Origin of the sequence: Streptomyces sp. NBC_00234 (genome assembly GCF_036195325.1) — a bacterium.
GTDB lineage: Bacteria > Actinomycetota > Actinomycetes > Streptomycetales > Streptomycetaceae > Streptomyces.
The window spans coordinates 4,575,459-4,594,949 of the sequence record NZ_CP108101.1 but is presented as its reverse complement, the minus strand read 5'-3'; the positions used below and the strand labels follow the sequence as shown (position 1 = coordinate 4,594,949).

Annotated in this window: 16 protein-coding genes; 8 read left to right on the top strand and 8 right to left on the bottom strand. The window is 70.8% G+C overall.

Features of this window, described 5'->3' with window-relative positions; all coding sequences use genetic code 11:
• Window positions 1-55 precede the first annotated feature (55 nt).
• The gene (locus OG230_RS20275; protein ID WP_328905137.1) at window positions 56-562 is read right to left on the bottom strand and encodes a hypothetical protein; all 507 of its coding nucleotides are present in this window, start codon (window positions 560-562) and stop codon (window positions 56-58) included.
• Between the two features lie 232 nt (window positions 563-794).
• Here OG230_RS20275 and OG230_RS20270 point away from each other — a divergent pair, with 232 nt between their 5' ends.
• The 4 genes from OG230_RS20270 (at window position 795) to OG230_RS20255 (ending at window position 5,747) form a co-directional block, all read left to right on the top strand.
• Window positions 795-1,565, top strand: coding sequence for an SDR family oxidoreductase (locus tag OG230_RS20270; protein WP_328905136.1), 771 nt, complete (start codon window positions 795-797; stop codon window positions 1,563-1,565).
• Between the two features lie 147 nt (window positions 1,566-1,712).
• Window positions 1,713-3,710 (top strand): serine/threonine-protein kinase, encoded by a 1,998-nt coding sequence (locus tag OG230_RS20265; RefSeq protein ID WP_328905135.1) that lies wholly within the window; start codon window positions 1,713-1,715, stop codon window positions 3,708-3,710.
• 2 nt (window positions 3,711-3,712) lie between these two features.
• Window positions 3,713-4,687 carry a prolyl aminopeptidase gene (gene pip / locus OG230_RS20260; RefSeq protein ID WP_328905134.1) on the top strand — a complete coding sequence of 325 codons (975 nt, stop codon included), beginning with the start codon at window positions 3,713-3,715 and terminating at the stop codon, window positions 4,685-4,687.
• 64 nt (window positions 4,688-4,751) lie between these two features.
• Window positions 4,752-5,747 (top strand): aldo/keto reductase, encoded by a 996-nt coding sequence (locus OG230_RS20255; protein WP_328905133.1) that lies wholly within the window; start codon window positions 4,752-4,754, stop codon window positions 5,745-5,747.
• Window positions 5,748-5,883: 136 nt separating this feature from the next.
• On the opposite strand, the gene thpR is transcribed toward OG230_RS20255, so the two are convergent.
• Window positions 5,884-6,447 carry an RNA 2',3'-cyclic phosphodiesterase gene (gene thpR / locus OG230_RS20250; protein ID WP_328905132.1) on the bottom strand — a complete coding sequence of 188 codons (564 nt, stop codon included), beginning with the start codon at window positions 6,445-6,447 and terminating at the stop codon, window positions 5,884-5,886.
• Window positions 6,448-6,548: 101 nt separating this feature from the next.
• On the opposite strand from thpR, the gene OG230_RS20245 reads away from it, so the two are divergent.
• The gene (locus OG230_RS20245) at window positions 6,549-7,133 is read left to right on the top strand and encodes a Uma2 family endonuclease (RefSeq protein WP_328905131.1); all 585 of its coding nucleotides are present in this window, start codon (window positions 6,549-6,551) and stop codon (window positions 7,131-7,133) included.
• Between the two features lie 70 nt (window positions 7,134-7,203).
• On the opposite strand, the gene OG230_RS20240 is transcribed toward OG230_RS20245, so the two are convergent.
• A complete protein-coding gene (locus OG230_RS20240; protein WP_328905130.1) occupies window positions 7,204-8,538 on the bottom strand; it encodes an MFS transporter in 1,335 nt (444 codons plus the stop codon).
• Between the two features lie 91 nt (window positions 8,539-8,629).
• Window positions 8,630-9,070, bottom strand: coding sequence for a MarR family winged helix-turn-helix transcriptional regulator (locus tag OG230_RS20235; protein WP_328905129.1), 441 nt, complete (start codon window positions 9,068-9,070; stop codon window positions 8,630-8,632).
• Between the two features lie 134 nt (window positions 9,071-9,204).
• On the opposite strand from OG230_RS20235, the gene OG230_RS20230 reads away from it, so the two are divergent.
• Window positions 9,205-9,420, top strand: a complete 216-nt coding sequence (locus OG230_RS20230; protein ID WP_328905128.1) for a hypothetical protein — start codon at window positions 9,205-9,207, stop codon at window positions 9,418-9,420.
• 40 nt (window positions 9,421-9,460) lie between these two features.
• Here OG230_RS20230 and OG230_RS20225 read toward each other — a convergent pair whose 3' ends face one another.
• Window positions 9,461-10,915 (bottom strand): NCS2 family permease, encoded by a 1,455-nt coding sequence (locus OG230_RS20225; RefSeq protein WP_328905127.1) that lies wholly within the window; start codon window positions 10,913-10,915, stop codon window positions 9,461-9,463.
• A gap of 185 nt (window positions 10,916-11,100) precedes the next feature.
• On the opposite strand from OG230_RS20225, the gene OG230_RS20220 reads away from it, so the two are divergent.
• Both OG230_RS20220 and OG230_RS20215 read left to right on the top strand, forming a co-directional pair.
• A complete protein-coding gene (locus OG230_RS20220) occupies window positions 11,101-11,373 on the top strand; it encodes a DUF2530 domain-containing protein (RefSeq protein ID WP_328905126.1) in 273 nt (90 codons plus the stop codon).
• Window positions 11,374-11,432: 59 nt separating this feature from the next.
• Window positions 11,433-13,895, top strand: a complete 2,463-nt coding sequence (locus OG230_RS20215) for a cation-translocating P-type ATPase (RefSeq protein WP_328905125.1) — start codon at window positions 11,433-11,435, stop codon at window positions 13,893-13,895.
• Window positions 13,896-13,901: 6 nt separating this feature from the next.
• Here OG230_RS20215 and OG230_RS20210 read toward each other — a convergent pair whose 3' ends face one another.
• The 3 genes from OG230_RS20210 to OG230_RS20200 all read right to left on the bottom strand — a co-directional run bounded on the left by OG230_RS20210 (window position 13,902) and on the right by OG230_RS20200 (window position 19,307).
• Complete coding sequence (locus OG230_RS20210; protein ID WP_328905124.1) at window positions 13,902-14,759, bottom strand: DUF5707 domain-containing protein; 858 nt, start codon at window positions 14,757-14,759, stop codon at window positions 13,902-13,904.
• Window positions 14,760-14,909: 150 nt separating this feature from the next.
• Window positions 14,910-18,122: a sacsin N-terminal ATP-binding-like domain-containing protein gene (locus tag OG230_RS20205; RefSeq protein ID WP_328905123.1), complete on the bottom strand. Its 3,213-nt coding sequence runs from the start codon at window positions 18,120-18,122 to the stop codon at window positions 14,910-14,912.
• Window positions 18,123-18,362: 240 nt separating this feature from the next.
• Window positions 18,363-19,307: a DUF3027 domain-containing protein gene (locus tag OG230_RS20200; RefSeq protein ID WP_328905122.1), complete on the bottom strand. Its 945-nt coding sequence runs from the start codon at window positions 19,305-19,307 to the stop codon at window positions 18,363-18,365.
• Between the last annotated feature and the right edge of the window lie 184 nt (window positions 19,308-19,491).

Below are 19,491 nucleotides of genomic sequence, written 5' to 3'. Positions count from 1 at the left end.
CGACAGCCTGAACGCGACAGCCGGGACGGCGGCGGGTGCTGCGGTGCCCCGCCCCTCAGTACCCCGCCAGCCGCTCCCCGCACCAGCCGCAGAAGTTCACCGAGGCCCCCTCCGCGACCCGGCCGCACCCCGGGCAGACCCGGTCCAGCAGGCAGGGCGCCTCGCCGCCCTCGGCCGTGGCGGAGGACGTGACCGGCGCCGTGGCCGGGGACGCGATGGACAGACCGGGGCGGCGCCGGTGGACCGTCAGGTAGGAGAGGCCCTCCGGGCCCGCCACCAGGGCACGGCGCGAGGTGCGGGGAAGCCAGGTGACCGTGCTGGGGGTGAGGGGCAGGGTGTCCGGGCCCGTCAGCAGACGGCCGGAGCCCGCCAGGACGACCAGGAGGACGTCCAGGGTGTTCTCCTGGTGCTCCGCCACCTCCGTATCCGCTGGCAGATGCACCAGATTCGCGTCCAATTCGCGACTCTTTTCGGCCAGTTGCCAGAGAGAACCGCGGTCGCCCGGAGCGACGGAAGCGAGGACGTCGTCGAGTACGGCCAGTACGTGGGGGGTCGCGTTCACGGCGTCCAGGCTACGCCCGGGGGGCCGAATAAGACCGACCGGCACATGGGGGGTGGGAGAAGGAGCGGGGCTGGGTGCGTGCAGCTGCAAGGCGGAGGAGGGAGTCAACGCGGAGCGTTGGTGACTGACGACAACGCTGCAGATGTGCGTGCCCAGCCCCGCGACGCCGCCCCCCATGTGCCGGTCGGTCTAGGGTTGCCGCCGCCCGGGCCCTCCCGGATGATCGCTTGCCGTGACTACCACCGAACACCCTCGCCCCATCGCCCTGATCACCGGCGTGGGACGTACCGTCGGCATCGGGGCCGGGATCGCGCGACGGCTGGCCTCCTCGGGCTGGGACATCGCCTTCACCTACTGGACGCCCTACGACCGGCGCATGACATGGGGAATCGAGGAAGGCGCCCCGGAGGCCGTGTCCGAGGAGCTTCACACCGCCGGAGCGCGGTCCGTGGCGATCGAGGCGGATCTCTCGGACCCGGACGCCCCCTCCAGGATCTTCGACGAGGCGGAGCGCGGTCTGGGGCCCGTCACCGCGCTCGTCCTCAGTCACGCGGAGTCCGTCGACTCCGGGCTGCTGGACACCACCGTCGAGAGCTTCGACCGGCACTTCGCCGTCAACGCCCGCGCCACCTGGCTGCTGATCCGGGAGTACGGTCTCCGCTTCCGCGCCGCCACCGGGACCGGCCGGATCGTCGCGCTCACCAGCGACCACACCGTCGGCAACCTCCCCTACGGGGCGAGCAAGGGCGCACTGGACCGGATCACCCTGGCCGCCGCCCACGAACTCGCCCATCTCGGGGTCACCGCCAACGTCATCAACCCCGGTCCGGTGGACACCGGCTGGATGTCCGACGAGGTGCGGGACGCCTGCCGCACGGCCACCCCGCTCGGCCGTCTGGGGACCCCGCGGGACACCGCGCACCTCGTGGACTTCCTCTGCTCGCCCCGGGGCCAGTGGGTCAACGGCCAGCTGCTGAAGAGCAACGGCGGTTCGGCCTCCTAGATGCCTTCGGCGAACGGGCCGTTCGGGAATCGACGGGGGAACGGGGGACTCGTTCGGGTCGTTGCCGAATCGCAAGTCGTCGCAGAGCCCGTGGGTTTGGACAACGTCTAGGGTGGCGTGATCGACGGAGTGCACAGGGGGGGTCGTATGCCCGACGAAGACATGGCCGACGGCGGTGCGGGCGACGGTTCCGCCAGCGGTTCCGACGGCTGGGCGGACGCCCGTCTCCAGCGGGCGGACGACGAACGGGTCGCACAGGCTCCGCCGGAGACGGCGCGGCACACGGGACCTCCGGTGCCGGGCATGGTGATCAACGGCCGCTACGAGCTGCTGACGCTGATCGGCCACGGCGGCATGGGCGAGGTCTGGAGGGCCCAGGACACGAAGCTCCGCCGCTTCGTCGCCGTGAAGGGGCTCCTCGACCGCAGTGCCCTGACCGGTGACGCGCAGGCCGAGGCGATGGCGCGGGCCCGCCAGGAGGCGCAGGCCATCGCCAAGATCGAGCATCCGAACGTGGTGACGGTTCACGACCAGGTGGAGACCGATCACCAGGTCTGGATCGTGATGAAGCTCGTCGACGCCAAGAGCCTGGCGGAGCTGCTGCGGAGCGAGGGGACACTCGCCGTTCCGAAGGCGGCACGCCTGGCCCTCCAGGTGCTCCAGGGCCTGCGCGCGGTGCACGGGGCCGAGGTCGTCCACCGTGACGTGAAGCCGCACAACGTGGTCGTCGGCGAGGGCGGGCACGCGATCCTGGTGGACTTCGGCATCGCCAAGTTCGACGGCGCCCTGCCGGTCACCCAGGCGGGGACGGTCATCGGCACCCCCGAGTACCTGGCTCCCGAACTCTTCGACTCCTCGGCGCCGGCGGCCACTCCCGCGTCCGACCTGTGGGCGCTGGGCATCACGCTGTACGAGATGGTCGAGGGCCGCACGCCCTTCCCCGGCCCGAACCAGTGGCAGGTGCAGGTGGCCATCGAGACGTCGCCCGTGCCGCCCTTCCAGTACGCGGGCCCCCTGGCGCCCGTCATCGAGGGCCTGCTGACCAGGGATCCGCAGCAGCGCCTGAGCGCGGCCCTGGCCGAGGAGATGCTCCAGCAGGTCCTCGACCCGCCGTCGGCGGTCAGGCCCGCCACACCCGTCCCGGCCGCGGTCGCCCCGCCCGTCCCGGTTCCGGCATCCGGTCCCGCTCCGGCGGGTGGCCCGCGACGGCCGGGCGGCCGGACCCTGCTGAAGGCGGGGGTCCTGGCGCTGTGCGTCGCCCTCCTGGGTGCGGGCTGGCTCGCCCTGTCCGCCGACGACGAGCCGGACGGCAAGGAGAGCACCGGCGCCGGATCGGGTCAGGGCAGCGGGAAGGAGCGGTGGAAGGACACCCACCCGATGCTGAAGATCGGTGTCAAGGACGATCAGCCGGGCCTGAGCAAGTACGACAAGAAGACCAAGAAGTACTCGGGTTACGACATCGACCTGGCCTACGAGATCGCCCGCCGCATGGGATACGAGCGGGACGAGGTCGACTTCACCACCGTCGCCACGGACTACCGGAGCACCGCTCTGAAGGTCAAACTCGTGGACCTCGTCATCGCCTCGTACAGCATCACCGAGGAACGGAAGACCGCACCGCCCACCGAGTACAGCGTCGACTTCGCGGGTCCGTACTACGAGGCGAGCCGGGGATTCCTGGTGCGTGAGAAGTCGAGCAAGTACACCATCCGGGACACCAGCGACCTCCAGACACTTCAGGTCGAGGTGTGCACCGCGCGGGACTCCACGTACGAGAAGTGGCTGCCCGAAGCCGGGTTCAAGCTGGTGAAGTCCCCGCCCAACACCTACCAGGACTGCCTGGACAAGCTCCTCGACAGGACCTCGGACATCTACGCGGTGGCCACGGACGACGTCATTCTCGCCGGGTACGTCAAGGAGAACCCGGGCAAGGTGCGCCAGTTGGAGAACGTCGGGGGCGCGGAGGGCTACGGCGTGGGCATGCGGCCCAAGTCCCCGCTCCTCAAGAGCGAGGTGTGCGCCACCCTGAAGGGCATCCTGGCCGGCCGGGTCTGGGAGGACCTGTACACGAAGCACCTGTCTCCGCTCACGGGCCGGGCGAACCCGCCCGGCCTGCCCGACCTGACCGAGTGCAAGGGCTACTGACCGTGGACCGCGAGCCGGACGAGAAGTACCCGCCCATCGAGCCGTACGACCACGGCATGCTCGACGTCGGCGACGGCAACCTCGTGTACTGGGAGGTCTGTGGCAACCCGGCCGGCAAGCCCGCGCTGGTGGTCCACGGCGGGCCGGGGTCGGGGTGCAACGCCCGGTCGCGCCAGTACTTCGACCCCGAGCGGTACCGGGTCGTCCTCTTCGACCAGCGCAACTGCGGGCGCTCCACCCCGCACGCGAGCGACCCGGCCGCCGACATGCGGTTCAACACGACCGGCCATCTGATCGACGACATGGAGCGGCTGCGCGTCCACCTCGGGATCGACAGGTGGCTCCTGTACGGGGGTTCCTGGGGCTCCACGCTGATCCTGGCGTACGCCGAGCAGCACCCGGAGCGCGTCTCGGAGATCGTGATCGCGTCGGTGACGACGACCCGGCGCAGCGAGATCGACTGGCTGTACCGGGGCTCCGGGGCCGTCTTCCCCGAGGCGTGGGACCTGTTCCGGGCGGGCGTGCCAGAGGCGGCGGGGCCCGGTGATCTCGTCGCCGCGTACGCGCGCAGGATGGAGAGCCCCGATCCGCAGGTGCGCGCGCGGGCGACGGCCGACTGGTGCGCCTGGGAGGACGCGGTGCTCTCCCAGGAGGCGTACACGGGACCTCCCCCGTACAGCGGCCGGCCGGGCCCCGCGCAGACGGCGCTCGTCCGGATCTGCTCGCACTACTTCTCGCACGGCGCCTGGCTGGAGGAGGGGCAGCTGATCCGGGACGCGGGACGGCTGGCGGGGATTCCCGGGGTGCTGGTGCACGGCAGGTTCGACCTGGCCGGTCCGCTGGTCACCGCCTGGGAGTTGGCCAAGGTGTGGCCGGACGCCGAGTTGACGGTGATCGAGGACGCGGGGCATCTGGGCGGGACGGCGACCAGGCGGGCGGTGCTGGCTGCGCTGGACCGGTTCGCGCAGGAGGCGTAACGCGGCCGACGGGCCCGGTCCGCCTCTTGCTTCGAGCGCGCTCGAAGGCGTTGGCTTGGCCCTCATGAAGTACACGCAGCTCGGACGCACGGGACTCAAGGTCAGCCGGCTCGTCCTCGGGACGATGAACTTCGGACCGCAGACCAACGAGGCCGACAGCCACGCGATCATGGACTCCGCCCTGGAGGCAGGGGTCAACTTCTTCGACACCGCCAACGTGTATGGGTGGGGCGAGAACAAGGGGCGCACCGAGGAGATCCTCGGCACCTGGTTCGCCGAGGGCGGCGACCGCCGCGACAAGGTCGTCCTCGCCACCAAGGTCTACGGCAACATGGCGGCCGACGGGGATGCCTGGCCGAACCACGACAAGCTCTCCGCACTCAACATCCGCCGGGCGGTCGACGCCAGCCTCAAGCGGCTCCAGACCGACCACATCGACCTGTACCAGTTCCACCACATCGACCGGTCGACCCCGGTCGAGGAGATCTGGCAGGCCATCGACGTACTGATCCAGCAGGGCAAGATCCTGTACGCGGGCTCGTCGAACTTCCCCGGGTGGGGGATCGCCCAGGCGAACGAGACGGCCAGGCGGCTCGGTTCGTACGGTCTGGTCAGCGAGCAGTGCATCTACAACCTGATGCAGCGCGGTGCCGAGATGGAGGTCATTCCGGCCGCGCAGGAGTACGGCCTCGGGGTGATCCCGTGGTCGCCGCTGCACGGCGGGCTGCTCGGCGGCGCGCTCCGCAAGGAGCGCGAGGGCGGCGGCGCCCGGTCCACCTCGGGGCGGTCCGGCGAGGCGCTGGCCGATCCGAAGGTGCGGGCGCAGGTCCAGGCGTACGAGGACCTGCTCGACAAGCACGGTCTCGAACCCGGCGAGGTGGGTCTGGCCTGGCTGCTGACCCGGCCGGGCGTGACCGGGCCGATCAGCGGCCCGCGCACACAGGAACAGCTCGACTCGGCACTGCGTGCGATCGAGCTGGAGCTTCCGGACGAGGTGCTGGCCTCACTGGAAGAGATCTTCCCGGGCCCGGGGCCGTCCCCGGAGAACTTCGCCTGGTAGTCGGATACGGCCGGGCGGCCGTCGTCATGCTCCGACGGCTGCCGCCACGGCTACGACGACGAACATGAGCACGAGCACGGCGGCCATGATGCGGTTTCTGGTCTTCGGGTCCACCCGTCGAGCGTAACCGCACCGCTCAGCGTCCCAGCGGCCAGGCCCGCACGACCTCGTAGCGCGGCTGCTCGCCCGGCACCCCGTCCACGGGCAGCCTGCTGCGTACGAGACTCAGCTCGTCGGCCTCCCAGTGCATCCCCTCGAAGCCTTCGAGGGCGGCGGTGTACGGGGTCAGGTCGGCCTGGACCCGGCTCCGGGCAAGCGTCAGGTGCGCGGTGTAGCGGCGGTGCTCCTCCATGGGCACACCGGACCTGCGGGCCGCCGCGTCGGCCCGTTCGGCGAGCCGCCGCAGGCTGTCGAGCCCGCCCGCGGCCCCGGCCCACAGCGCCCGTCCGTCGAACCGGCCGGCGCCGTGGACGCGCAGGGGGAATGGTTCGGTGCGCCGGGCGGCGCGTTCCATCCGCCCGTACAGCTCGGGGAGCAGCTCCTCGTCCACCTCGCCGAGAAAGGCGAGCGTGTAGTGCCAGCCCTCCCGGGCGGTCCAGCGGAGGTTGACGGCACCGGGCAGCGCCCGGACCGGGACAACGGCCCGGTGCAGCTCCTCGACGGCCTCGGCGGGCGGCAGGACGGCGGCGAACAGTCTCATGCGCGGAGTCTGGCAGCTCCCGGCGTGTCCGGGTCACCGTGCGTATCGTTGTACTACGCGGCTGTCCGCGCGCCCGTGCGGCGGCGGGGAGGAGCGCCACGATGACCGTCGTCGACACCGACAGGATCGAGATGGCCGAAGAGAGCGACGAGCGCACACTCGACATGATGTTCGAGTGGCTTGAGCCCACCCCCGAGGGATTCAAGGTCGAGATCGTCGAGGGGAACATCTTCATGTCGCCCCAGCGGGACACCCACTGGGAGATCATCTTCGACATCGTCGAGCAACTGCGAGCCGGGTACGCGCGGAAGCAACTGAAGTCCGACGTACGCATCGACTTCCCCGGGCGGCTCAATGGCTTCGCCTCCGACGTCGTCGCCCTGGCGGAGGGTGCCGCGAAGGACGAGAAGGGCCGGTGGCGCTATCAGGACATCGAGTTGGTGGCCGAGGTGATCTCGAAGGACACTGCCGCCAACGACTACGGCTCCAAGAAGGCCACGTACGCGGTCGCCGGCGTGCCCGTCTACCTCGTCGCCGACCCCTACACCGGCACATGGCACCTCCACACGCTCCCGAAGGACGACGGGTATCACAGTGTGCTGAGCCTCGGCTTCGGTGATCCGATCGACCTGACGGGAACCGTGGTCGGCCTGACCTTGAAGACCGGCGACTTCCCCCGCGACTGACCTCTCCGCCCGCGAACGGCGGCTGCCCCCTCCCGGTCCGGGAGGGGGCAGCCGCCGTTCGTTCAGCGGATCACGCCGCTGTTGCCAGTTGCTCGCGCGGGACGAACCGCACGTGCGGGTGGCCGGGGCGCAGGTCGACCTTCAGGCGCAGGCCGCCGACGCGGGCCAGCATGAAGCCGACGCCCAGGGCTGCGACCAGCGAGAAGACACCGCCGGCCGCCATACCGGTCCGGACGCCGTAGGCGTCACTGATCCAGCCGACGATCGGGGCCCCCACCGGCGTACCGCCGGCGAACACCATCATGTACAGGCTCATCACCCGGCCGCGCATCTCCGGATCGGCGGCCATCTGGACGCTCGTGTTCGCGGTGATGTTCGTCGTCAGGCCGAGCATGCCGATCGGGACCAGCAGGAGCGAGAACAGCCAGACGGACGGGGACAGGGACGCGGTGATCTCCAGGAGACCGAACGCGGTGGCCGCGATCACCAGCATCCTCAGCCGTGTGGAACGGCGGCGGGCGGAGAGGAGCGCCCCGGCGAGGGAGCCCAGCGCCATGAGGATGTTGAAGAACGAGTACATCCCGGCGCCGCCGTGGAAGATCTCGTCCGCGAAGGCCGTCAGCCAGATCGGGAAGTTGAAACCGAAGGTGCCGACGAAGCCGACCAGGACGATCGGCCAGATCAGCTCCGGGCGGCCGGAGACGTACCGCAGGCCCTCCCGCAGCTGCCCCTTGGCGCGCGGCACCGTCACGGAGGCGTGCATCTCGCTCGCCCGCATCATCAGCAGGCAGACGAGCGGGGCGAGGAAGGACAGCCCGTTGAACATGAAGGCCCAGCCACTGCCGACCGTCGTGATCAGTACACCCGCGACGGCGGGGCCGATCAGCCGGGCGGACTGGAAGTTGGCGGAGTTCAGGCTGACCGCGTTGCGCAGCTGCGCGGGACCGACCATCTCGGAGACGAACGACTGGCGGGCCGGGTTGTCGACCACGGTGACCATGCCGAGCAGGAAGGCGATCAGATAGACGTGCCAGACCTCGACGGCGCCGGAGAGCGTGAGGGCGGCCAGCGCGAGGCCGCACAGGCCGAGCATGGCCTGGCTGACGAGCAGGATCTGCTTCTTCGGGAGACGGTCGGCGATGACACCGCCGTACAGACCGAAGAGAAGCATCGGGAGGAACTGCAGCGCCGTCGTGATGCCGACGGCGGTGGCGGACCCGGTGAGGCTCAGGACGAGCCAGTCCTGCGTGATGCGGGACATCCAGGTACCGGTGTTGGAGATCACGGCGCCCGTGGCGAACAGGCGGTAGTTACGGATCTTCAGCGACGAGAAGGTCCCGCCGGGCTTGCTCTCGTGGGTGGAAGTCGGTGCGGGGGCGGAGTCTGCTCCGGATCCCGTACTCAAAAGGGTTCGCCTCCTCGGGCATATACGGCGTGCTGCGTGACGGGGACGTGACAGCGGGCGCTCCGGTGATCGGTCCGGTGGCGCCCGTAGGTCACATGTGGGCGAGCTTCTCCAGCACGGGCGCTGCGGCCCGCAGCGTCGCCCACTCGTCCTCGTCCAGGCCCTCGGCGAGGTTGGCGAGCCAGACGTTCCGCTTGGAGCGGCTCTCTTCGAGCATGGCTTCCGCCTGCTCGGTCTGGCTGACCATCTTCTGCCGACGGTCGTCGGGGTGCGGCTCCAGCCGGACCAGTCCCTTCGCTTCCAGCAACGCGACGATGCGGGTCATCGACGGGGGCTGTACGTGCTCCTTGCGGGCCAGCTCACCAGGGGTGGCGGAACCGCAGCGGGCGAGAGTGCCGAGCACCGACATCTCGGTGGGGCTCAGCGACTCGTCGACGCGCTGGTGCTTCAGACGTCGGCTCAGCAGCATCACGGCGGAGCGAAGGGAGCTCACGGCGGCTGCACTGTCGCCGTCGTGGATCAGGTCAGGCATGTTCGTTAGCGTAACTCATTACCTACTCTAAAGACCACTTGGCCGTACGCAAACAAGAAACTGATCACCCAAACGAGTGAGCCGAATCCGGAAAGTAACGCGAAGGGGCCCTCGGGGCCGTAACCCTGCTTCCCATGGGATCGACAGTGCTCAGCCTGCGGATAGACGGTGAGCTGCTCGACCGGCTCCGGCAGCACGCCGCCAGACGGGGAATGAGCGTCCAGGACTACGTGGTCCGGACGCTCGTCCGCGACGATTTCGACGAACGCTTCAAGGCGGCCGTCGACGAGACGGAAAAGTTCTACGGGGCGGATCCTCGCCACGCGGACCCGGCAGACCGGGTCACGTAGCGGAGATCCGCCCCGTAGGGGTGAAGCAGGATGAGGCCGGTTACGTGAGTCCGAGCGCCGGCATCGCGTAGTAGAAGACGAAGACCGCCGACACCACATACATGGCGACCGGGACCTCGCGGCCCCGTCCGGCCGCCAGCCGCAGCACGCAGAACGCGATGAAGCCGATACCGATGCCGTTGGTGATCGAGTACGTGAACGGCATCATCATCATGGCGAGGAACGCCGGGATCGCGAGCGTGTAGTCGCTCCAGTCGATGTCCCGCACCGAGCCCGCCAGGATCAGGAAGCCGACCGCCAGCAGCGCGGGGGTGGCCGCCTGGGACGGAACCATCGTCGCCAGCGGCGTCAGGAACAGCGCCACCGAGAACAGCAGACCGGTCACGACGCTCGCCAGTCCGGTGCGGGCCCCTTCACCGACGCCCGCCGTGGACTCCACGAAGCAGGTGGACGCCGAGGAGGAGCTCGCACCGCCCGCGGCGACGGCGATGCCGTCGACGAACAGCACCTTGTTGATGCCCGGGAAGTTGCCGTCCTTGTCCATCAGCTTCGCCTCGTCGCCGACACCGAGGATGGTGCCCATCGCGTCGAAGAAGCAGGACAGCAGCACGGTGAAGACGAAGAGGATGCCGGTGAGGTAGCCGACCTTCTCGAAGCCGCCGAACAGACTGACCTGGCCGATCAGCCCGAAGTCGGGCGAGGCGACCGGATTGCCCGGCCACTCGGGCACGGTCAGCCCCCACGCCTCGCCCGGCAGGTCCGCGACCGCGTCGATGACCAGCGCGACGACGGTCATGGCGACGATGGAGATGAGGATCGCGCCCGGCACCTTGCGGACGATGAGCGCAAGGGTCAGCAGCGAGCCGAGGACGAAGACCAGGACCGGCCAGCCGTTGAGGTGGCCGTCGCTGCCGAGCTGGAGCGGCACGGTGGTGTGCGCGAGGTCCGGGATACGGGAGACGAAGCCCGAGTCGACCAGACCGATCAGCATGATGAAGAGGCCGATACCGATCGCGATGCCCTTGCGGAGCGACTTCGGCACCGCGTTCATCACGCGTTCCCGCAGCCCGGTCGCGACCAGGAGCATCACGACGATGCCCGCGAGGACGACCATGCCCATGGCGTCCGGCCAGCTCATCCGGGGGGCGAGCTGGAGGGCGACGACGGTGTTGACGCCGAGACCGGCGGCGAGCGCGATCGGCACGTTGCCGATGACACCCATCAGGAGCGTCGAGAACGCGGCGGTCAGCACGGTGGCGGTGACCAGCTGACCGTTGTCGAGCTGGTTCCCGTACATGTCCTTGGCGCTGCCGAGGATGATCGGGTTCAGCACGATGATGTACGCCATCGCGAAGAAGGTGGCGAAACCACCACGGACCTCGCGGGCAACCGACGACCCCCGCTCGGAGATCTTGAAGAAGCGATCCAGTCCGCCGTGCGGCTGGGGAGCCGGCGGCTGCTCGGAGTCGACCTGAGCGGTGGCCGAGGGGGACATGTATGACCTCAGTCGTGCGTAGGGGGGTGAAAAGCAGTCAGCTTTGGAGGTTCAGACGAATAAATCGAGACACTCCGAAGCAGATTCAGTATGAATACATAAGTCGAAGATCGCTATCTCCGCGCGTAGACCCTTGGGCCGACCGGCCCGACAGCCCCCGTACGGCGGCCCCATACACTGAGGTCATGGAGAAGTGGACACCGAAACACGAGGCGCCCGAGCCCCTGGAGGGCCCCGTCGTCGCCACCATCACGGGCGGCACGATCCTCTGGTTCGTCCTCTTCCTCGTGCAGCTCCCCTTCTACGGCTGGTTCGACGACCACGGACACACCTGGTGGGTCTGGACTCCGCTGGCCGGTGCCGGCCTCGGCCTGATCGGTATCTGGTACGTACGGGGACGCGAGGCCGCCCTCAAGCGCGCAGCCGACGCCCCGCCGCAGGACACCCCCGCCGAGTGAGCGTGACCGGGACCACTCCCGGCGGGTGAATGAGGCGTTCCGCCCTTACGGTCGGAACCATGACGCAGCGGGCACTGGACTCCTCCGGCGAACAGACCCCCGGACATCCCCGGCCGGCCATGATCGACGCCGGCTCGGAACTCGACCCCGTACACCCGATGCGGCCACCCGCCTCGGCCCGGCGCACCGAGGGCCTCACGACGGCCGAGGTCGCCGAACGGATCGCGCGGGGCGAGGTCAACGACGTGCCGGTGCGCTCCTCGCGCTCGGTCACCGAGATCGTCCGCGCGAACGTCTTCACCCGCTTCAACCTGATCATCGGCGTCCTCTGGGTGATCATGCTGTTCGTCGCGCCGATCCAGGACAGCCTCTTCGGCTTCGTGATCATCGCCAACACCGGAATCGGCATCGTCCAGGAATGGCGCGCCAAGAAGACCCTCGACGGTCTCGCCGTCATCGGCGAGGCGAAACCGACCGTGCGGCGCGACGGGGTCGCCGCCGAGCTCCCCACCTCCTCGATCGTCCTCGGTGACGTCATCGAGCTGGGCCCCGGCGACAAGGTCGTCGTGGACGGCGCCGTCGCCGAGGCCGACAGCCTGGAGATCGACGAGTCGCTGCTGACCGGCGAGGCCGACCCCGTGCTCAAGCAGCCCGGCGACCAGGTGATGTCGGGGAGCTTCGTCGTCGCGGGCGGTGGCGCGTTCACCGCCACGAAGGTCGGCCGCGAGGCGTACGCGGCGCAGCTCGCCGAGGAGGCGTCCCGCTTCACCCTCGTCCGCTCCGAGCTGCGCAGCGGCATCTCCACGATCCTCAAGTACGTGACCTGGATGATGGTGCCGACCTCGATCGGCCTGATCATCAGCCAGCTCGTCGTCAAGGACAACAATGTCAAGGATTCGGTGGCCCGCACCGTCGGCGGCATCGTCCCGATGATCCCCGAGGGTCTCGTCCTGCTCACCTCCGTCGCCTTCGCGATCGGGGTCGTGCGCCTCGGCCGCAAACAGTGCCTCGTGCAGGAACTCCCCGCCATCGAGGGCCTCGCCCGCGTCGACGTGGTCTGTCTGGACAAGACGGGCACCCTCACCGAGGGCGGCATGGACGTCACGGAGACCCGGCCGCTCAACGGTTCCGAGGAGGCGTACGTCCAGCGGGTGCTGGGTGCGCTCGGCACCTCCGACCCCCGGCCCAACGCCAGCCTCCAGGCCATCATCGACGCCTACCCCGAGGGCGGCGGATGGGAGTGCACCGCGACGCTGCCGTTCTCGTCGGCGCGCAAGTACAGCGGGGCCGCCTTCGCCGAGGGCGACGGGCGGACCTCGACCTGGCTGCTCGGCGCCCCCGACGTGCTGCTGCCCGACCGGGACCCGGCGCTCGCCGAGATCGAGCACCTCAACGAGCAGGGCCTGCGGGTGCTGCTCCTCGCGCGGGCGGTCGGCGAGCTGGACGCCCCGGACGTCGCCGACGGCGCCGCACCGGCCGCGCTCGTCGTGCTGGAGCAGCGGCTGCGGCCGGACGCCGGGGACACCCTGGCCTACTTCGCCGACCAGAACGTCTCCGTGAAGGTCATCTCCGGCGACAACGCCGTCTCGGTCGGCGCCGTCGCCCAGAAGCTCGGCCTGCCCGGCGCGGAGCACACCCTGGACGCCCGCCGGCTGCCCACCGACCCCGACGAGATGGCCTCGGCCATGGAGCAGAACGCGGTCTTCGGCCGGGTCACCCCGCAGCAGAAGCGGGACATGGTGGCGGCACTCCAGTCGCGCGGCCACACGGTCGCGATGACGGGCGACGGGGTCAACGACGTGCTCGCGCTCAAGGACGCCGACATCGGGGTCTCGATGGGCTCGGGCTCGGAGGCGACGCGCGCCGTGGCCCAGATCGTGCTGCTGAACAACAGCTTCGCGACGCTGCCGTCCGTCGTGGCCGAGGGCCGCCGGGTCATCGGCAACATCACCCGGGTCGCCACCCTCTTCCTCACGAAGACGGTCTACTCGGTGCTGCTGGCGGTGCTCGTCGTCTGCTTCCAGGTGGAGTACCCGTTCCTGCCCAGGCACCTGACACTGCTGTCGACGCTCACGATCGGCGTGCCCGCGTTCTTCCTGGCCCTGGCCCCGAACAAGGAGCGGGCCCGGCCGCACTTCGTACGCCGGGTGATGCGGTACGCGATTCCGTCCGGCGTCATCGCGGCGGCGGCCACCTTCGCCACCTACCTGGTGGCGCGGCACTACTACGCCGGTACGGGCGCCCTGAGCGCCGAGACGAGCGCGGCCACACTCACGCTGTTCCTCGTCTCGATGTGGGTCCTGGCGATCATCGCCCGCCCGTACACCCTCTGGCGGGTCTGCCTGGTCGCCGCGATGGGGCTGGCGTTCCTGATCGTGCTGGTCGTGCCGTGGCTCCAGGACTTCTTCGCCCTGAAGCTGGTGGGTGCTCCCATGCCCTGGACGGCGGTGGGGATCGCGGCGGTTGCGGCGGCTGCCCTGGAGTTCGCCTGGCGACTGGTCAGCCGCCGCTTCCCCGCTTAGCGCTGGTTAGCGCACGTCGACGTAGTCACCGGCGGCCGAGACGGCCGGGGTGGTGGACGTACCCGCGAACGAGTAGCGCCAGTAGCCGTCGGCCGAGGCCGTGACCGAGGTCTTCAGCGTGCCGGTGGAGCTCGACGTGACCGTCTTGACGGTGGTGTACGTCGAGGTGCCGGCCTTGCGGAACTGGAGCTTCACGGGCTGGTTGGTGTAGCCCATGTACGTGCCGGTGTTCCAGTTCGCGCGCGTCAGGGCGCCGGTGACCGTGAGGGCCTTGCCCTTCGCCACGGGCTCGGGACCCGCGTTGGCCGTCAGCTTCGAGAAGCGCTGGAGGTAGGTCTTCGAGATGTACTCGCTGTCGCCGATCTCCCCGTCGTTGGCGAGCGCGGCGGCGCCCACCTTCCACGTGCCCGAGTCCGAGTTGATCAGATAGGCCGGGTCGAAGGTGACCGTCATCTTGCAGGTGGTGGTGGTCGCGTTGACCGCCGTGCAGGAGGAGGTCTCCTCGTTCTGGTTGATGCCGTAGCTGTACTCGTCGTCGATGCTCGCACCGGTCCAGACGTAACCGAAGATGTCGGACACACCGGAGGGGTGGGTCGCCGTGATGGCGAGGCTGTACGTCTGCTTCGACTTCGTACCCACGACGACGGGCTTGCCGCCGTTCACGACAGCCTTGGTGAAGACCGGGAGCTCTTCCGCGGCGGCAGCGGTCGTACCGGAGAAGCGCTCGGCGCCGCTCGGCTTCGAGACGGAGAAGTGGTGGTCGTTGGACCACGAGCGGCCGTCATCGGCCTGCGCGGCCGGAACGACGAGGGCCGACAGAGCCAAGGCGCCGGAGACAGCGGCAACGGTGGCACGAATACGCATGTGTTCCCCAGTGGAGAAAGGGGACCCGCGGTATGTGGCTCACCCTGCGGGACCCGTGTGGTCTATGAGTCTGCTGACTCGAAAGAACAGACGAGTCCCCGCACCGAAAGGTTGTACGAGTGATGGATATGGCGTGAAGATCACACGCTCTCAGTCGAACCAGCGGTCCCGCGCCAGCTCCTCCGTGCGGGACGGGTCCTCCAGCAGCGCGGCCACTTCGAAGCGGCGCGGCCACTGCCCCGCCGCCCAGGCCAGCCCTGCGGCGACCCCCTCCAGCGTGGCGGCGTGCACCACTCCGTCCGGGGTGCGGCGCCAGTCCAGCTCGACGCCGCCCGCGCGCAGTTCCCCGTGCTCGATGTACGAGTCCGGGGTCCCGGCGCCGAGCAGGATCCGTACCGATTCCGGTACGCGGTGCTCCTCGCCCTCGCTCGTCACCTCGGCCTCGATCGTCTCGCCGAGCCGCCGCACCTGGAGCAGTTCCGCGAGCTCGGCAGCGCGCACCGGGGCCACCGGCAGCAGCGGAAGCCCGCCGGTGAGCGGCAGCACGTCGGGTGCGTCGGCGATCACCGCGTCCGCCGCGTCGACGACCCGCACCTCGTCGTCGACGACGGCCCGCAGCTCCTCCGGCAGCGTGACCTGGTCCGGGTCGAGTTCGGCGAGGGCGGTGTAGAGCGCGTGCAGCTGTACGGGTCCGACGGGACGGTCCTCGTCCGCCAGACGCCCCAACAGCTCGGCCGAGCCGCCCGGTTCGTCGAGGAGCGCGTCGACCGACGTCCGCACCCCGAGCGCACGCAGCACCTGGGCGTCGTCGAAACCGCTCGCGTCGACCGAGTCGTAGAGCCCGTCCAGCCGCGGGTCGCCGCCCGCCGCCCGCAGGCCCGCAGGCCGGCGGCCGTCGAGCACCGGGTGGTCGCGCAGCCACCAGGCGGTGTACGGGCGCACCGACTGGGTCGTACCGTCCGGGAGCAGCACCCGCACCGGCTGGGTCAGCGCGTCGCGCAGCGGGGGCCTGGCGAGCATGGCGAGGGCCTGCGGCCAGGCGTCGTCGTCGACGAGGTCCAGGTCGCGGACGGCGACGAGTTCGGTGGCGACCGGCGGCACCGGAGTGTCCGGCAGCTGGTCGAGCACGTCCTCGCACCACACGTCCACGGCGTCGAGCAGCCCTGCGTCGTCCGGTTCGGCGAAGTCGCTGTCGCGCGGCTCCAGTTCGTCCGGGTCGAGGACCACGTCGGTGGTCCGTACGAGCGCGAACGTGGCCAGCACCCCGCAGGCGGTGAGCGGCTGCTCGCCCCAGCGGTCGGCCAGTTCCTCGTCGCACAGGGCGAGTTCGCCCTCCCGCATGATCTGGGCGAACGGGCTGCCGGGCAGCACGAGTTCACCGGCGGGCGCCGGCTCGCCGTCCTCGTCGGGGAGCGCGAGCGCCCCCAGCCAGGGTTCGTCGCCGGGTGAGAGCTCCGCGTCCCGTACGAGCGTGAGGACGGTCTCGGCCAGTTCGTCGCCGTCCAGCGCGTCCTCGTCCCACACCTCCCCCGCGTCCAGCGAACCGGCGACGGCGGCCCGCACCTGCGGGGTCGTCAGGACGGCACGCGGCGTCGCGGGCAGGGCGCCCAGCTTCTCCAGGAGCGGATGGGCGGCGTCCGGGTGGGCGACCTTCAGGCCGAGGCGGGCCAGCCGGGCCAGGACGGGCCCGGTGAGGGCGTCCGGGAGGGGCAGGAGGACCTGGCGGGGGCCGATGGTGGTGCGCGGGGCCTCCTGGGCCGACGCGCCGGGCTCCCCGGCGAGCGGCACGGGCAGCCCGGAGAGCCGGTCGGGGTCGATACCGGCCAGGCTGTCGTAGAGCCGCCGCCACCAGCCAGGATCCCGTTCGAGTCCGGCGAGACGGTCGATGGCCTCGGTCAGCGGGACCCGGGCGACGCCGAGGCTGCGCAGTTCGGTGCGGCGTTCCAGTCCGGCGGGCAGCAGACAGGGCAGCACCTCGGCGAGGACCTGCACGGTCTCGGCACCGACCCCCTCCACGACCTCGGCCTCGATGGGCCGCAGCGCGGTGGTGGTCCGGCCGGGGCCGCCCTCGCCGGGGCCCTCCCAGCTGTCCCACTGGTCGGGTTCGACGGACGGGTCGTGGGGCGCGGCGGGCTCCAGGAACGCGATGCGGGGCAGCCGCTCCAGGATGGCGCCGCGCAGTGCGCCGTCCAGTTCGCCCTGGCCCAGCGGGCCGGGGACCAGTCCGATCGTGGCGGTGGACACGGGCTGCCACTGGGCGAGCAGTTCCGCGTACGCGTCGGCCGCGCGCTGCACCAGGAAGTCGGTGAGCGGGCCGGGGGCGGGGTGGCGGCGGGCCGTGTCGAGCGGCAGCGAGGCGATGAGCAGGGCGGGCACGCCGAGGGGTTCGTCGGTGGGCGTCGGGGCGTGGACGACGGCGGCGGTGCGGGGAGTCCGCGGCGCCCCTTCCGCGTCCACGGGGACGGCCCAGGTGACCGACCAGTGCGGGCGCAGCCGTTCCTCGACGGGCCGGTCGGCGAGCAGGGCGGGCTCGACGGGGCCGTGGGCGGACGCGGTGCGCCAGCGGTTGAGGCCGTGCACCGAGTCGTCGACGTGGGTGTACGCGCCGTGCTGGGAGCGGCGCAACTCCCTTACGCCCTCGGGGGTTTCGATGACGATCTCGTCGAGCCCGGAGAGCGTGAGGAGCAGGGCGTCGTCGACCGCGGCGAGGAGCCGGACGACGAGGTCCTCGGCGCCGCCGTCGCGCAGCGGGAGGACGACGACCGTGTCGTACCCCTCGGGGGCGGTGCCCTCGGCGGGCAGCGGGAGCCGGAGCAGCGGTACGTGGCCGTCGCGGCGGCGGAGTTCGTCCCCGAGGCCGGGGCTGCCGACGGCGGCCTGGCGGGCGAGTTCGCGGGCCTCGGGAAGGGACCAGCGGACGCCGCCGTGCCGGCCGATGACGGCGGGCTCGTCGCTGACGGCGAGGACGGCGGCGAACCCGACGCCGAAGCGGCCCACGGCGGACTCGTGCCCTTCCCGCTTCGCGGAGGCGCGCAGAGTGCTCAGCGACTCGACGCCGGTCGCGTCGAGCGGGGCGCCGGTGTTGGCGGCGGCGAGGACGGCGGGGGTGTCCTGTGCGCCGGGGCCGGTGGCCGCCGGGTGCAGGGTCAGACGGAGACGGCCGGGTACTCCCGCGCGGGCGGCGGCGTCGGCGGCGTTCTGGGCCAGCTCGACGACGAGGCGGTCACGGTAGCCGCCGAGCGCGAGGTCCTCCTCGGCGTTGGCGTCCTCCCGGAACCGGGCGGGACCGGCGCCCCAGGCATCGAGCACCCCGCGCCGCAGCCGTGCCGTTCCGAACGGATCGGCGCCCTCGGTCGCATTCATGCCCACGCTCTGACTCCGCTCTCTCCGGCGGGTACGCGGTGTACCCATGACGCCAGTGTGCGCCCGAAGGTACCGCGAGCCCGCCGCGGGCGACGCGGGGCACTCAGCCGGAATCAAGCCGTCCGGCGGTCGAGAACAGCGGGACCCGGGGGCCGGCGCCCCTCGGACCCAGGGGCCGGCGTCCCCGCACGCGTACCCCGCGAGCCCGGCATGAACCGAACGGGAGCCGAACGAAAGACCCTAGGAGTGGCCCAGATCCTCCGGTGCCACGTCCGCGTCCACCGGCACCGATCCACTGTCCCGCGCCGGCCGCAGCGGGTACTCGTCCACCTGAAGCGTGTCCAGGGCGTGCGGCGCCGGTTTCGGCGGCTTCGGCATGACCGCCGCCTCCGAGTGACCACCGCACCCGTACGACAGCGAGACCACCCGGCCGTCCGCCGGGGCGAACTCGTTGGCGCACACACCGAACGCCTGCTTCAGCGAGCCCGCGAGCGGGACGAGGAAGGCGCACGTGTCGCACGCGGCTGGTGCCGCCTGTGCCATCGGGGTCTTCGGGCCGAACGCCTCGTCCCAGCGGTCGGCGGCCACATGCAGTCCGTACCGGGACAGCACCCGCGCACGCCGCATGCCCAGCTCGTCCGCGACCGCGCCGATCGAGCCGCGGCTCGTCGTACCGGGGCGCGTCGTCAGCTCCGCGTCCTCCGTGTCGACGAGATCGGCCAGGTCCTCGGAGAGTTCGGTCTCCTCGGACTCGACGGAGTTCGGCGGGGGCTCGTCCTCGCCGGTGTATCCGGGCTCCAGGCGAAGGTCCTCCGCCTCGGTGGGCAGCAGGTCTCCCGGGCCCATGTCGCCGGGGCGCAGCCGCTCGCTCCACGGCACCCATTCAGGGGCGAGGAGGGCGTCGGAACCGGGCAGCAGGACCGTCTCGTCGAGCGTGACGTTCTTCGCGCGGGAGGCCCTGGCGACCGTCACCGCCCAGCGCCAGCCCCGGTACCCGGGCTCCTTGCACTCGAAGAAGTGCGTGACGACCCGGTCCCCCTCGGCGATCAGGGACACATGTTCACCGACCACACCGGGCGCGGCAGCCTCTTCGGCCGCCGCACGGGCGAGGTCTACCGCCTCGGCGCACAGGCGGTCGGGCGCGGGGGTACGGGCAGTACGGCTTCGCGTCGTCGCAGCACTCACAGGTCTCGCTTCTCTCCATACGCCGTCTCGAGCGCGCCAGCTGCTACACGATTGCCGATTTCGGCCATGACAGCTGTGGGCGGAGCGGACCTGGGGGCCGCGTCGACGTCCACACCCGTTGTGCCTGCCTCGGGCGCGCCTTCTGTCACCCATTCTGCGGGATCGCCGAGAGGCGCGCGGCCAA